15 protein-coding genes and 1 tRNA gene are annotated in these 14,039 nt (G+C 59.5%); 5 read left to right on the forward strand and 11 right to left on the reverse strand.

Annotation, left to right across the window (positions count from 1 at the left end; all coding sequences use genetic code 11):
- Positions 1-3 precede the first annotated feature (3 nt).
- A complete protein-coding gene (locus tag U1A24_RS11370; protein WP_322322090.1) occupies positions 4-456 on the reverse strand; it encodes a GatB/YqeY domain-containing protein in 453 nt (150 codons plus the stop codon).
- 173 nt (positions 457-629) lie between these two features.
- On the opposite strand from U1A24_RS11370, the gene carA reads away from it, so the two are divergent.
- Positions 630-1,802: a glutamine-hydrolyzing carbamoyl-phosphate synthase small subunit gene (carA, locus tag U1A24_RS11375; protein ID WP_322322091.1), complete on the forward strand. Its 1,173-nt coding sequence runs from the start codon at positions 630-632 to the stop codon at positions 1,800-1,802.
- 159 nt (positions 1,803-1,961) lie between these two features.
- Positions 1,962-3,752, forward strand: coding sequence for a glycosyltransferase family 2 protein (locus U1A24_RS11380; RefSeq protein ID WP_322322092.1), 1,791 nt, complete (start codon positions 1,962-1,964; stop codon positions 3,750-3,752).
- Between the two features lie 17 nt (positions 3,753-3,769).
- Here the strand turns inward: U1A24_RS11380 and U1A24_RS11385 are convergent, their stop codons facing one another.
- The gene (locus tag U1A24_RS11385) at positions 3,770-4,405 is read right to left on the reverse strand and encodes a GntR family transcriptional regulator (RefSeq protein ID WP_322322093.1); all 636 of its coding nucleotides are present in this window, start codon (positions 4,403-4,405) and stop codon (positions 3,770-3,772) included.
- A gap of 90 nt (positions 4,406-4,495) precedes the next feature.
- Here U1A24_RS11385 and U1A24_RS11390 point away from each other — a divergent pair, with 90 nt between their 5' ends.
- Together U1A24_RS11390 and U1A24_RS11395 are read left to right on the forward strand one after the other, a co-directional pair.
- A complete protein-coding gene (locus tag U1A24_RS11390; RefSeq protein ID WP_322322094.1) occupies positions 4,496-5,140 on the forward strand; it encodes a pyrimidine 5'-nucleotidase in 645 nt (214 codons plus the stop codon).
- Between the two features lie 71 nt (positions 5,141-5,211).
- Positions 5,212-6,411, forward strand: coding sequence for a UbiH/UbiF family hydroxylase (locus U1A24_RS11395; protein ID WP_322322095.1), 1,200 nt, complete (start codon positions 5,212-5,214; stop codon positions 6,409-6,411).
- On the opposite strand, the gene U1A24_RS11400 is transcribed toward U1A24_RS11395, so the two are convergent.
- Both U1A24_RS11400 and U1A24_RS11405 read right to left on the reverse strand, forming a co-directional pair.
- Positions 6,408-8,726: a Tex family protein gene (locus U1A24_RS11400; protein WP_322322096.1), complete on the reverse strand. Its 2,319-nt coding sequence runs from the start codon at positions 8,724-8,726 to the stop codon at positions 6,408-6,410. The genes U1A24_RS11395 and U1A24_RS11400 overlap by 4 nt on opposite strands.
- Positions 8,727-8,832: 106 nt before the next feature.
- A tRNA-His gene (locus U1A24_RS11405) sits at positions 8,833-8,909 on the reverse strand.
- A gap of 102 nt (positions 8,910-9,011) precedes the next feature.
- Between U1A24_RS11405 and U1A24_RS11410 the strand changes: the two genes are divergently transcribed.
- Complete coding sequence (locus U1A24_RS11410) at positions 9,012-9,227, forward strand: DUF6324 family protein (protein ID WP_054006934.1); 216 nt, start codon at positions 9,012-9,014, stop codon at positions 9,225-9,227.
- On the opposite strand, the gene U1A24_RS11415 is transcribed toward U1A24_RS11410, so the two are convergent.
- The 7 genes from U1A24_RS11415 to ribB form a co-directional block, all read right to left on the reverse strand.
- The gene (locus U1A24_RS11415) at positions 9,205-9,666 is read right to left on the reverse strand and encodes an MmcB family DNA repair protein (protein ID WP_416173487.1); all 462 of its coding nucleotides are present in this window, start codon (positions 9,664-9,666) and stop codon (positions 9,205-9,207) included. The two genes, U1A24_RS11410 and U1A24_RS11415, sit on opposite strands and share 23 nt — an antisense overlap.
- A 347-nt stretch (positions 9,667-10,013) precedes the next feature.
- Positions 10,014-10,859, reverse strand: a complete 846-nt coding sequence (locus tag U1A24_RS11420; protein ID WP_322322097.1) for a DUF481 domain-containing protein — start codon at positions 10,857-10,859, stop codon at positions 10,014-10,016.
- Positions 10,860-11,109: 250 nt separating this feature from the next.
- On the reverse strand, positions 11,110-11,451 hold the full coding sequence (locus U1A24_RS11425; protein ID WP_322322098.1) for a hypothetical protein: 342 nt from the start codon (positions 11,449-11,451) through the stop codon (positions 11,110-11,112).
- A gap of 67 nt (positions 11,452-11,518) precedes the next feature.
- Positions 11,519-11,890 carry an META domain-containing protein gene (locus tag U1A24_RS11430; protein WP_322322099.1) on the reverse strand — a complete coding sequence of 124 codons (372 nt, stop codon included), beginning with the start codon at positions 11,888-11,890 and terminating at the stop codon, positions 11,519-11,521.
- Positions 11,891-11,951: 61 nt separating this feature from the next.
- Positions 11,952-12,389, reverse strand: a complete 438-nt coding sequence (gene nusB, locus U1A24_RS11435) for a transcription antitermination factor NusB (protein WP_322322100.1) — start codon at positions 12,387-12,389, stop codon at positions 11,952-11,954.
- A 20-nt stretch (positions 12,390-12,409) separates the two neighbouring features.
- The gene (locus U1A24_RS11440; protein WP_322322101.1) at positions 12,410-12,910 is read right to left on the reverse strand and encodes a 6,7-dimethyl-8-ribityllumazine synthase; all 501 of its coding nucleotides are present in this window, start codon (positions 12,908-12,910) and stop codon (positions 12,410-12,412) included.
- 3 nt (positions 12,911-12,913) lie between these two features.
- On the reverse strand, positions 12,914-14,008 hold the full coding sequence (gene ribB / locus U1A24_RS11445; protein WP_322322102.1) for a 3,4-dihydroxy-2-butanone-4-phosphate synthase: 1,095 nt from the start codon (positions 14,006-14,008) through the stop codon (positions 12,914-12,916).
- Positions 14,009-14,039 lie beyond the last annotated feature (31 nt).

Below are 14,039 nucleotides of genomic sequence, written 5' to 3' on the forward strand. Positions count from 1 at the left end.
TGTTCAGCCCAACTGCGCTTTGATCACAGCACCCACCGCGCCAAAATCCATCATTCCGGTGTACTTGGCTTTCAACACCGCCATCACCCGGCCCATGTCCTTGATGCTGGCGGCCCCAGTTTCAGCGATGGCCGCCGCAATCGCGGCTTCAAGATCAGCGCCGGTCACCTGCTGCGGCAGAAAATCATTGATCACATTGATTTCGTTCAGCTCTTTGGCTTCCAGTTCAGGCCGTCCGCCCGAAGCATAGGCTTTGGCAGATTCCTGACGCTGCTTCACCATCTTGCCCAACAGCGCCAGAATGTCGTTCTCGCCAACCTCGGTCCCTTCACCGCGCGCCGCAATCTCGCGGTCTTTGATCGCCGAAGACACCATGCGCAGCGTCGACAGCCGCTCGGCTTGCTTCGCTTTCATCGCTTCTTTTACCGCCGCTTGCAGACGCTCGCGCAACTCCATCTTCTCACTCCTTGAAACGTTGCCGCGACCATACACCCCCACCCGATTTGGCGCAACCGCAGGCCAAAACCACAAGCCATTGATCTAACGACAGAATCCTTTTCCGTCATACCCTTGACCCTGCAAGCCCCTGCCACTAGTGTCCGCCAGATTTTGCCGACAGGAGCCTGACCATGTCCACCGCCTCCGAATCTCACCACGCATCGCGTCCTACCGCCTGTATCGCGCTATCGGATGGTTCGGTGTTCTACGGCCACGGCTTTGGCGCGGTGGGGGAAACGGTGGCGGAACTGGTGTTCAACACCGCGATGACCGGCTATCAGGAAATCATGACCGACCCGTCTTATGCCAGTCAGGTCGTCACCTTCACCTTCCCGCATATCGGCAATACTGGCGTGAATGTCGAAGATGACGAGACCGCCACTCCGGTTGCTGCTGGCATGGTGGTGAAATGGGACCCGACCGAGCCGTCGAACTGGCGCTCCACCGCTGATCTGCAAGCATGGCTGGCGCAGAAAGGCCGCATTGGCATCGGCGGCATCGACACCCGCCGCCTGACCCGTGCCATTCGCCAACAAGGCGCGCCACACGTGACTTTGGCGCATGACCCCGAGGGTAAATTTGACATCGGCGCGCTGGTCGCCAAGGCCCGGGCGTGGAAGGGTCTGGTCGGATTGGACCTTGCGAAAGACGTGTCCTGCACCCAATCCTACCGCTGGGACGAGCAGCTTTGGGCTTGGCCGGAAGGCTACACCAAACGTGCGGGCGCAGGCCTGCGTGTCGTCGCCATCGACTACGGTGCCAAGCGTAACATCCTGCGTTGTCTCGCTTCGGCTGGTTGCGAAGTGACAGTGCTGCCTGCGACTGCGACGGCTGAAGACGTGCTGGCGCTGAACCCCGAAGGTGTGTTCCTGTCCAACGGCCCCGGCGATCCGGCGGCGACGGGCAAATATGCCGTGCCGATGATTCAGGGCGTGCTTGCAAAAGACCTGCCGCTGTTTGGGATTTGCCTTGGCCATCAGATGCTTGCGCTGGCTTTGGGCGCGATCACCGTCAAGATGAACCACGGCCACCATGGCGCCAACCATCCGGTGAAAGACCTGACCACTGGCAAGGTTGAGATCACCTCGATGAACCACGGCTTCACGGTGGATAGCCAAACGCTGCCAAAAGGCGTGTCGGAAACCCATGTGTCGCTGTTTGATGGCTCGAACTGTGGCATCGCGGTGGATGGCAAACCGATCTTCTCGGTGCAATACCACCCCGAGGCCTCACCCGGCCCGCAAGACAGCTATTATCTGTTCGAGCGCTTTGCCGAGGCGATCCGCGCCCGCCGGGCCGTTTAAACCTCCGGCTTTCGGGCACTGTTAACCCACCATTAATTCTTCCGGTGCAATCTTGCGAGATTGCCCGGAGGCATGATGTCCGTCACACCGCTACGTCCAATCCATCGCTTCCAGCCCGGTATCGCTGCGCCGAGCCCAGTAGTGTTGCCACGAACGACCATGCAATCGCTGGCGGCCAAGCTGATACAAGACAGGCTGGTGCCGCCGCATATCATGCTGCAGGTGCTGGCCCATCACGGGGCCCACCACAGGCATCTGGCAGATATGCTGCTGGCCCGCCGCGCGGTCTCAGCCGAGTTGCTCTATGACGCCATCGCCGAGCATTGGGAGGTTGGCCGCGTCGATTTGGTGGCACTTCCCCCTGACCCGCGCCTGACGGCACAATTCAACCATGTCACGGCGCTGCGGGATGGTCTGCTGCCTTGGCGCAAGGTTGGTCAGGCCACGGTCATCGTCACCGCCTATCCCGATCTTTTCACGCGCCACCGCGCTTGGTTGGAAGAAAGCTTTGGTCCTGTCGCAATGGCTGTCGCGCCCTTGCCGCATATCGAAACTGCCCTGCTTGCCGCGCATGGAACGCAGCTTGCACAGGCGGCGGAAACCCGCGTCCCCGCGTTGGAAAGCTGCCGCGCCTATCACAGCACCACCTTGCAGCGTCCGGCAGCAATCCTCGCCGCCATCATCGGAATTTTCGCGCTGTTTCAACCTGTCGCGGCACTGGTTGTGCTATTTGCCGTGGCACTGACGGCCATGTTTTCCGCCAATGTGATGAAGTTGATTGCCCTGATTCTGATGCACCGGCCCACATCAGAGTCGCGCAACTCGGCCACGATCGCGCAGCTGCCGATGGTGTCGGTGATGGTGGCGCTTTACCGCGAAAGCAACATCGCCACAAAGCTGGCCGCACGGCTTGATCGGCTGGAGTATCCACGCGACTTGCTGGATATTCTGCTGGTGGTCGAGCAAGAAGACCAGATGACCCGCAACGCGCTTGACACCAGTGATCTGCCGGGGTGGATGCGGGTCATTGTGGTGCCGGATGGCACAGTCAAAACCAAACCCAGGGCTCTGAACTACGCGCTGGATCATTGTCGCGGCTCGATTGTCGGAATTTATGACGCTGAAGACGCGCCAGAACCCGACCAAATCCGCAAGATCGTTGAGCGTTTTAGGCAATGCGGGCCAGAGGTAGTTTGCCTGCAAGGTCAGCTTGATTACTACAACCCACGCAGCAACTGGCTTTCGCGCTGCTTCACCATCGAATATGCGTCATGGTTCCGCATGTTCCTGCCGGGGATCGCGCGGATGGGCATGGCTATTCCCCTTGGCGGCACCACCCTGTTCTTTCGCCGCACAGCGCTGGAAGAGTTGGGCGGCTGGGATGCACAGAACGTCACCGAAGACGCAGACCTTGGCTTGCGCCTGTTCCGCCACGGCTACAGAACTGAATTGATCAACACCACCACGTTTGAGGAAGCCAACTGCCGGTCATTCCCTTGGGTCAAGCAGCGCTCTCGCTGGATCAAGGGCTACATGATGACCTGGATCACCCATATGCGGGATCCGGGTTTGTTGTGGCAGCAACTTGGACCGCGCTGTTTCATCGGCTTTCAGGTGCAGTTCCTTGGCTCGATCCTGCAAACGCTGATGGCACCCCTGCTGTGGTCGCTTTGGATGATCCCACTGGGGCTTCACCACCCTCTGCCCGTGGTAATCGGCACCACGGGCTTCAACCTGCTTTATTTTGCCATGTTGGCCACAACAGTGCTGACCATCGGTTTTGACATCGCGGGGATGCGCCGCACCCGGCACGGGCTGAACCCGCTTTGGGCAGTAACCTTGATGCTATATCACCCTCTTGCAACCCTCGCCGCCTACAAAGCCTTGTGGGAGTTGATGACGAAGCCCTTTTATTGGGACAAAACCAGCCACGGCCACTTTGACGCTTAGCAACTGATTTCAAATCACTATCTGGTTTTCAACTCGCCAGAATCCACCCGAAGCCGCGTCTCGAATGCTTTTGAGATATGCGATTTCAGCGCCTGATATGCGGCCTCGCCATCGTGCATCTCAATCGCGCGGGCAATCTGATCATGCTCGGCCAAAGCCACCTCATCGCGCCCCGCAGCTGCAAAGGTTGTGGTCGCCATCAGCGCCATCGAGCGGTGCACCAGATCCAACTGCTGCACCAGAAACCGATTGTGACTGGCCAGATGGATCAAGCGATGAAACCGCTTGTTGGCGCGGCTCAGCGCGCGCGGATCGCCACCCAACAGCGCGCGATCCTCTTCCACCATGCCGCGCAGCACCCTGATTTCTTCGTCCGAAGCATGTCGCGCCGCCAATCGCGCCGCCAGACCCTCCAACTCGGTGCGCACAGTGTAGAGTTCCGCCAGCTGGTTGTGATCCAAAGAGGCGACGATCAGGCTGCGGCCATCCCGCGTCAGCATGCCTTGTGTTTCCAACCGTTGCAGCGCCTCTCGCACAGGTGTGCGCGACACGCCAAGCCGCTCGGCCAGCTCCGATTCGACAAGCCGATCTCCGGGCTTGTGAACTCCGGCCTCGATCGACTCGAGGATCAATGTGTAAGCATCCTTCTGCACGTCCGGTCTCCTCTTGTCGCGCGACACTAACCACCCGCGCCGCAGGATCAAGCGATTGCTGTGGCCAAAGCTTCGCGCTATTTGTGCATTATGGTAAAACAGCAGTTCCAACACGTCACAACTTGGGTCTTCGACCTCGACAACACACTTTACCCACCACAATTCCGCCTGTTCGATCAGATCGAAGTGCGGATGACGGCTTGGGTGATGAACGCGCTTGGCGTTGGCAAGTCCGAGGCGGATCGGCTGCGTCAGCATTACTGGGACAGCTATGGCACCACCCTCGCAGGACTGATGCGCGAACATGACATCGACCCGGCCCCCTATTTGGCCGATGTGCATGACATTGATTTCACGCTGCTTCCTGCCGACCTGGATCTTGCCGCCCGCATTCGCGCCCTGCCCGGCCGCCGTATCGTTTACACCAATGCCTGCGCGCCCTACGCCTATCGTGTGTTGGAAGCCCGTGGTCTGTCTGGCCTGTTTGATGCCGTCTATGGTGTCGAACACGCAGGGTTCCGGCCAAAGCCCGAACGTGCGGCCTTTGAAACCATCTTTAGCCAAGACGGCATTGATCCCGCGAAAGCCGCGATGTTTGAAGACGATCCCCGCAACCTGATGGCTCCGCATCAGATGGGGATGAAAACAGTGCATGTCGCACCCAAAGCGCTGAAAGCCTTGCATATTCAACACCACACCGATGATCTGACACGCTTTCTGGCGGCCCTGATCTAGCCCAGACCGAGACGCTATGTCGCTTCGCTTTCGGCGGAGATCGCGCTAAATTCACTGGTAAAGGGGCGGCTATGACACGGATTTCCACAGACATTCTGATTTCCGGTGGCGGCGTCGCGGGCCTCGCAGCCGCCGCCGCATTCGGCAGTGCAGGCTTCTCGGTGATCTGCGCCGATCCCAGCCCTCCCGTCACCTCTGCCGAAGCCGAAGGCGCCGACTTGCGCACCACGGCGTTTTTGCAGCCGTCTATTCCCGTGCTGCAAGCCGCTGGCCTGTGGGCGCGACTTGAGCCTTTTGCAGCCGCCTTGCAAATCATGCGCATCATCGACGCGGGGGGAGAAGTCGCGGAACCGCGCGTTGTCAAAGACTTTGACGCAGCCGATCTATCCGATGCCCCCTTTGGCTGGAACCTGCCAAACTGGCTGCTGCGACGGGAAATGGTGGCCCGGTTGCGCGATCTGCCCAACGTCACTTTTCTGCCCGGCATCGCCACCAGCGGCCTGTTGACCCGGGAGTCCGAGGCTTTGGTCACCCTGTCCAATGGCCGCAAGATCTGCGCCAAACTGGTGATCGCCGCCGATGGTCGTCAGTCCACCATGCGAGAAGCGCTTGGAATCCCGGTCAAAACCACCCGCTACGGCCAAAAGGCGCTGGCCTTTGCCGTCACCCACCCGATCCCGCACAACAATGTCTCGACCGAAATTCACCGCACCGGCGGCCCTTTCACCTTGGTGCCGCTACCGGACAGAGATGGCCTGCCCTGTTCGGCGGTCGTCTGGATGGAGACCGGGCCAGAGGTGCAGCGCCTCGCGGCCCTGCCAATCCGTGAATTTGAGGCAGCACTCGACACCCGCTCTTGCCAAATCCTTGGGTCGCTTACCCTCGCCTCACGCCTCACGGTTTGGCCGATTATCAGCCAAATCGCCGCACACATGGCGGGTGAACGCGTGGCCCTGATGGCCGAGGCCGCACATGTCGTGCCGCCGATTGGCGCGCAGGGGTTGAACATGAGCCTCGCCGATCTGGCCTGTCTGTTAGAACTTGCCCAAGCTGATCCCGCCTGCCTCGGCTCTGCCAAGATGCTCGACGCCTATCACCGCCGTCGTCATCTTGACGTGCAGGCCCGCGTGACAGGCATCGACGCGTTGAACCGGGCTTCGATGATTAAGGGCCAGTTCCTGCGCGATCTGCGCGCGGGCGCGCTGAATACGTTTTACTCAGTCACGCCGGTGCGAAAATCGCTGATGAAAGCCGGGCTCGGGATTCGTTAACGGCTGTTGAATTTGCCCTTCAACGCGTCGGCAAAGGCATTGCCACCCCCCGCATTTCCCGCCTGACTCGGCAAGGGCTTGTTCCGCTGCGGTTGCGGCGCCCGGTCCTGTTGGCGTTCGCGCACTTGCTCGCGCGCCTCACCGCTGTCGGATTTCATCGTGAGACCAATGCGCTTGCGTGGCACATCAACCTCGACCACACGCACTTTCACCACATCGCCCGCCTTGACCACTTCATGCGGGTCCTTGACGAATTTATCGGCCAGTTGGCTGACATGGACCAAACCGTCCTGATGCACACCAATATCCACAAACGCACCAAAAGCTGCGACGTTGGTGACTGTGCCTTCCAGCATCATGCCCGGTTTCAGATCCTTGATGTCTTCAATGCCATCGGCAAACGTTGCCGTCTTGAAGCTGGGCCGCGGATCTCGACCGGGCTTTTCCAACTCGGCCAGAATGTCCTTCACTGTCGGCAGACCGAATTTTGCATCGACAAAGCTGCGTGGATCGAGGCCCTTCAGCGCAGAAGGGTCCGCCATCAAAGCGCGAATGTCCCGCCCACAAGCCGTGACAATTTTGCGCGCCACATCATAGGCTTCCGGGTGGACCGAGCTTGCATCCAGCGGTTCCTTCCCGCCCGAAATCCGCAAGAAGCCCGCAGCTTGTTCAAAGGCTTTCGGGCCCAAGCGTGCCACTTTCAGCAATTCACGCCGGGTGGCAAACGGGCCATTGGCATCGCGATGGCTGACAATCGCCTCAGCCAGCCCCGGCCCCACGCCCGACACCCGCGCAAGCAAGGGCGCCGACGCCGTGTTCAGATCAACCCCAACGGCATTCACAGCATCCTCAACCACGGCCTCCAGACTGCGACCCAAACGATGCTGGTCGACGTCGTGCTGATACTGGCCGACGCCAATCGCTTTCGGCTCGATCTTGACCAATTCGGCCAATGGGTCCTGCAAACGCCGCGCAATCGACACTGCTCCACGCAAGGATACATCCAGCCCCGGAAACTCCTTGGCCGCCAATTCACTGGCCGAATATACCGAAGCCCCGGCTTCAGAGACGATCACCTTGACCGGCTTTTCCGCCCCCGGCAGCACCGCCAGTAAATCGGCCACCATCTTTTCGGTTTCTCGGCTGGCCGTGCCATTGCCAATCGAGATCAGCTTGACACCGTGCTTGGCAATCAGCTGCGCAATCGCCACCTGCGCGCCGCGCAGATCGTTTTTCGGCTGGAACGGATAAACCGTATCTGTCGCCAGAACCTTGCCCGTGCCATCTACCACGGCGACCTTCACCCCGGTGCGGATGCCGGGATCAAGCCCCATCGTGGCCTTCCCCCCCGCCGGAGCGGCAAGCAGCAAGTCCTTCAAGTTGCGCGCAAAAACCGCAATCGCCTCGGCTTCGGCCCGCTCGCGCAACTCGGACATCAGATCTAGGGTCAGCGAGGTTTTCAGCTTCACGCGCCAGCCCCAAGCCGCCGCCTCTCGCAACCAAGCATCGCCCAAACCACGCCCCCAGGCATTCAACGCCGCGGCACAGGCCCGCTCTGCCGGGCTGTCGCCTTTGGGTGCATCGGGATCAATCTCCAGGTCAACTGTCAGGAAGCCTTCATTCTGCCCGCGCAGCATCGCCAGAACCCGGTGGCTTGGTGCACCCGCCCAAGTTTCGTTGTGGGCGAAATAATCCGAAAACTTCGCGCCTTCGATCTCTTTTCCCGCAACGCCTTTGGCTTGCAGTCTGCCGACCTGCTTCATATGGCCACGCAGGCGCCCCAGCAGCGCGGCATCCTCAGAAAGCCCCTCGGCGACGATATCTCGCACGCCTTCCAGTGCGACCTTCACATCCGGCACAGCTTCGCTGACAAATCCCTTTGCCAAAACCACAGGATCAGCCGCCCGGTCTGCCAGAATCGCCTCGGCCAGCGGCGCCAGCCCGTTTTCGCGGGCAATCATCGCGCGGGTGCGGCGTTTTGGCTTGTAGGGCAGATAGATGTCTTCCAACTCCGCCTTGGTCGTGGCCTTCGCCAAGGCCCCGGACAGCGCATCGGTCAGCTTGCCCTGATCGGAAATCGAGCCCAGAATCGCCGCGCGCCGCGCCTCAAACTCGCGCAGATACACCAGCCGCTCGGCCAGATTGCGCAATTGGGTGTCATCCAGACCGCCCGTCACCTCTTTGCGATAGCGCGCGATGAAGGGCACCGTCGAGCCTTCGTCCAAAAGCGTGATCGCAGAGCTCACCTGCGCCGCAGTCGCGCCAATTTCTGCTGCAATAACAAGAGGGATACGGCGGGCGGCTTCTGGTGTCATCGGGCATTCCTTCACTTGGAAGACCGACCATACAGGCCGAATTCGCCGGGGCCAAGACCCACAACAGCAGCCAAGCGGGCTTTGACCTGATCATGCAAGGGAAAGGTGGTACCACGTCCCCGGCTCGAACGGGGGACCCCTAGATCCACAATCTAGTGCTCTAACCAACTGAGCTAACGCGGCACGCAAGCGGGGATTTAACGCCGCCCTCGCCGGATTGCAAGGGCAGGATTGCCAAAGTTTACCGCTCTTGTTACCCCAGTGCAAAGATAAAGGAGCCGCAAGATGGGCATCGACAAGCAAAGCGACATCGCCGCCAATATCCAGATCGGCCCGACCGAGCTGGGCATGGTGCGAATCTACATCGAAGCCGATGGCGGCATTGAACTGCCGCTCGATTTTGACGCCGACGAGGCCGAGGAGATCGCCGAAGAGCTGATGTCTGCCGCAGAAGCCGCGCGCGCGATCGCAGGCGGCGCTAAACCGAAGAAAAAACGCTGACACCGGGATCACGGTAGGCTTGCAGCCGCAAAGCGGCATGGCGGGCGAATTTTTGCAACATCACTTTGCGGCGAGCCGCCGGCAGCGGTGTTTCTGGCCCCATCCGCAAAATCGCTGCATCATAGGCGTCTGCGATGATCAAACCTGATGCCTCTGGCAGCAACTGGGTGGGGAAGTCACCGTCCACGGCCCAGAAAAACCGGTCACACCATTCCAGATAACTCTGCCATTTTTGATCCGCCACATAATCGGCGCGGCTGGATTTGCATTCGATGATCCATATTTCACCCTTCGGACCCAGCGCCATCACATCGACCCGCAGGCCGGACGTTGGCACCAATTCTTCCACCGTGACGAAATCAAACTGTCGCATCGCCCGGCACACCCCGCGCGCAAGGCGCTGGCCGGGCATCCCAGGCAAGAGGTTTTCCATATCCATTGGTAAAATATGAACCAAAGGTGAACATGCTGCAAGCCCATCTAGGCCCTTGTCACGCCCCTTGCTATCACACCCCGCCGGGCCTACATTCAGCCTTGGCGGGTTCTGCTCTTCTCGTGTATGGCCCTTTTCCAGTGGCCGATAAGCATCTCCGAGGGAGCTGGCTCTGGCAAGATCCTGGTCTTGCTACCTGGCGACCAACCTGAACACTCAGGCTCTCGGGAAATTCACGCCGTCACGGCCGCTGCGGGCCCGCCACCTGCAACCTCTGCCGCGCCGAAACCAGAATCGGAAAATGAAAAAGGGGACAGCATGCTGTCCCCTTTTCCGTATGTATTCTGATCAGATCAGAAGCCGTAAACCAGCGAAACGCCCAGCTTGTTGTCCGCACGGATGGTGCGGCTGTCGTTATAGTCGGTCAAGTAGCTGACACGGGTCGAGAACGCATCGGTTACCTTGAAGCTCACACCGAGATCGTTGCCGATGCGCAGCGCGGAGTCCGATTTCAAGACGTCGGTATCCATGCTGGCGAAGACATTGTCGTTGAACTTGTAGAAGAAGCGCGACGAGACGATGCCAGCGGATTCGGTGGTACTGTTGTCATCACCATATTCAAGGTAGCTGATACCAACACCAGCCTGCACGCGCCAAGCGATGTTCTCGTTGTTCACGATGCGGTAACCCGGACCAAAGCCCAAAAATGCATCCTTGGCCAAAGAGTTTGCAGGATCAACCGCATCTTGCGCCAGGCCGTCCGAGGCAATGCGGCCCAGAACAAAGCCGTAAACCTTGTCGGTGAAGTAGTAGTTGGCGTCATAGACGCCCAACACGTCTTCTTTTGACTTCACGCCGTCAGCTTCCGCGTAATCAATCACGAAGCTCAGCGTTTGCACGAAGCGGTCTTGGCCATAGCGAAGACGCGCGCCTGCCGAGAATTCCTGCGATTCATTGTTGCCGGTTTTGCCGCTGTAGCCCAGCGACGCCGACCCCGAGATGCCATCGCGCATCTCTTGGTTACCAAAGCGCAGATCGTCATTGCCACGCGCCATGTCACGATTGGCTTGAATAGCCAGATCGTCCACCTGATCGTTCACCGCAGACGACCCCAGCAGCGTTGTCTGTGCCACGGCGGGCAGCGACCCAACAGCCAGAGCGAATGCGGATACTGCCGCGATACGAGTTACGTTCTTCATGATCCGTCCTTTCAACATCTATCCCTGACGCCGAAGTTTTCCGGCGTTGAAGTGCAGATGTTTCATCGGACGGCTTGGTTCAAGGGTTGAAGGCAACAGGATGATTTTACGTCATTTTTCCGCTGATTTCACAAAATTTGCGGCAAGAACTGGCGCAAACTTTGTAACATTTCCAGTGTTGCAGAAACGTGATGGAACCACCACAAGGCTTCGCGTGGAGTTGGTTAACTCTGCTGAAACTCGGAGGTTTTCATCTCCGCGGAAGCGGCAACAATGCGCCACTGTTGCGCGAACGTCGCAGAAAGCCCCTGTCAATACGCGTGATCAGTCCCGCGTCAGGTGCCCGCGTTCCACGCGGCGGCTCATCCGGGTCTTCCGCCAACCGCATCACCGCAATGCCAAATTGCACCCCGGCAAACACCACCCCGTTCATCACAATCATCATGAAAGCCGCGATCCAGCCGACATCCGACCCCAAGATCAACTGCCGCAAGCCCGCTACGTCCTGCCACAACAGCAAACCCAGAAACACCACAGACAGCCCAAAACCATAGGCGACATTGACGATGTAAAGCTTGATCAGTTTCGGCATGCTAGCCTCCGGTTTGGAAGAGCGTAACACGCAATCGCCAAACCGGAAGCCCGCGTTTTGCCGCAGGCTAGTTTTGCAGCGGCACAAACACCATTTGATGCCCCGCCCCGCTCAGCGTCAGTTTTCCAGACGCTTCATCGGCGGTCTCGATGCCCTGCAGGGTCTGGAAGAAGTCGGCCTCCCCCTTGATCTGCAGACAGGCCATCCGCGTCGCCCCGATCATGCCCAGCTTAAAGCTGGAGCCATCGCGCGACAGATCGGCAAAATAGCGGTTGCACGGGGCTTGGCCTGTCACCCGTCCCGGTTCGGTAAGGCTGAGCGTCGCGGTGTAATCCACTGCCTGCCCATCCACCAAAGACAGCATCCAATCCGGTCCCGCCGCTTTGTCTTCCTCGACACAAGCCGCCAATGCCAACGCAGCCACCCAAAGATATTTCATCGCAGATCCCTTTCCCAACCAGATAGGGCTTTGACGCGCGCCAAAGCCCTATCCTTGGAAATTAAAATGCCTCGGGCTTGGCCTCACGCGCCATGTGGTCCAGCACCGCGTTGACAAATTTCGACTCTTTCCCCTCGGGGAAAAACGCCTTGGCTACGTCGACATACTCGTTGATCGACACTTTCGGCGGCGTGATCATCTGCGTCAACTCGGCCCCAGCGGCACGAAACAAGGCGCGGATCACCGGATCAATCCGGTCAATCGGCCATTTTGCCACCAAAGCCCGGTCGGTCATCTGGTCGATCATCGCCTGAAAGTTCACCGCATGATCGACGACAGCGCGAAAGTGATCGACATCGCCCTCGGCCATCTCGTCACCATCATAGACAGCGCCGAAGCGATGGGTTTCAAACTCGCGCCGGATCGACTCGACGGTCTGCCCCGAGGCCTCCATCTGAAACAACGCCTGCACGGCATAAAGCCGAGCGGCTGATTTCATCTGCTTCTTGTCAGGCTTAGTCATGGACGAAAACCGATCCCCTTGGTGTCGGTCGCCCATTTGCGCGATAAGGCGATCAGGTGCAAGGCCGCAGCGGCCGCTCCGCCACCTTTGTTTTGTCCGGCAGCCTCGGCACGGACTTCCGCCTGCTTGCGGTTTTCCACGGTCAGGATGCCGTTTCCGATCGCAGCACCCTGCAACCCCAGCATGGTGATCGCGCGGGAACTGTCATTGCAGACGGTATCATAATGCGTCGTCTCGCCACGGATCACGCAACCCAAGGCAACATAGCCGTCAAACTTCGCCATCCGTTCGGCCAACGCAATCGCCGAAGGCACTTCCAGCGCTCCGGGCACTTCGACCACCTCGGTCACAGCACCGCAAGCTGCAGCCACTGCCTGCGCACCTGCCACCAACTGATCGGTGATGTCCTTATAATAAGGCGCCACCACGATCAGCAACTTCACCTCAGCCTTAAATTTCGGCAGCGGCAGGGTGTAATGTGTTTCACTGGCAGCCATGATCTACTCCGAAATCGCGCGGGTGCCGGCAATCGACAACCCATAAGCCTCAAGGCCCACCACTTTCGGCGCCTTGGAGTTTGTCACAAGCGTAATCGCACTCAGACCCAGCGCCGACAGAATCTGCGCGCCCAAACCATATTGCCGCAGCGTATGCGGGCTGACCTCACCTGCCTCGATCTTCATCGAGGTGTCGCGCAACAGTACAATCGCGCCACGGCCTTCGGCAGCAATCACCCGCATGGCACCCTGCAAATCGCCGACGTGATCGTCCCCAATGCCCAGCACATCCTCCAGCGGGTTCAGTGTATGCACCCGCGCCAGAACCGGAGCATCGCCCGACAAATCGCCCTTGGTCAGCACGACATGTTCATCGCCATGCGTCTCATCCGCGAATATCCGCATCAGCCAATCGCCACCATGCACCGATTGCACTCGCTTAACCGAGCACTCCTTGATCAGATTGTCATGCCGCCGCCGATACGCGATCAGATCGGAAATCGTGCCGATCTTCAGGTTATGCTTTTGCGCGAAGGCCACCAGATCGGGCAGCCGCGCCATGGTGCCGTCGTCCTTCATGATCTCACAGATCACGCCCGACGGATTCAGGCCGGCCAACCGCGAGATATCGGTCGCAGCTTCGGTATGGCCTGCGCGCACCAGCACGCCGCCATCCCGCGCCCGCAGCGGGAACACATGCCCCGGCGTCGCCAGATCGGCAGGCCCGGTTTTCGGATCAATCGCCGCTGCAATGGTGATCGCGCGATCTTTGGCGGAAATTCCGGTCTCCACTCCCTCCCGCGCCTCGATCGACACGGTAAACGCGGTCTCATGACGGCTGGAATTCTTCGAGGCCATCAGCGGCAGCCCAAGTGTATCAATCCGCGCCCCGGTCAGCGTCAGGCAAATCAGCCCGCGGCCGTGTGTCGCCATGAAGTTCACTGCCTCAGCCGTCGCCATTTCAGCTGGGATCACCAGATCGCCTTCGTTTTCGCGGTCTTCGTGGTCAACCAGTATGAACATGCGGCCATTGCGGGCATCTTCGATGATCTCTTCGACGGACGAGATCGCGTCCGAATATTCGGTGCGTGTGGTCATGGTTTGGCTTCCTGCAACTCTCTCTTTGCCC

Source organism: Cypionkella sp., from assembly GCF_034376685.1.
Classification (GTDB): domain Bacteria; phylum Pseudomonadota; class Alphaproteobacteria; order Rhodobacterales; family Rhodobacteraceae; genus Cypionkella.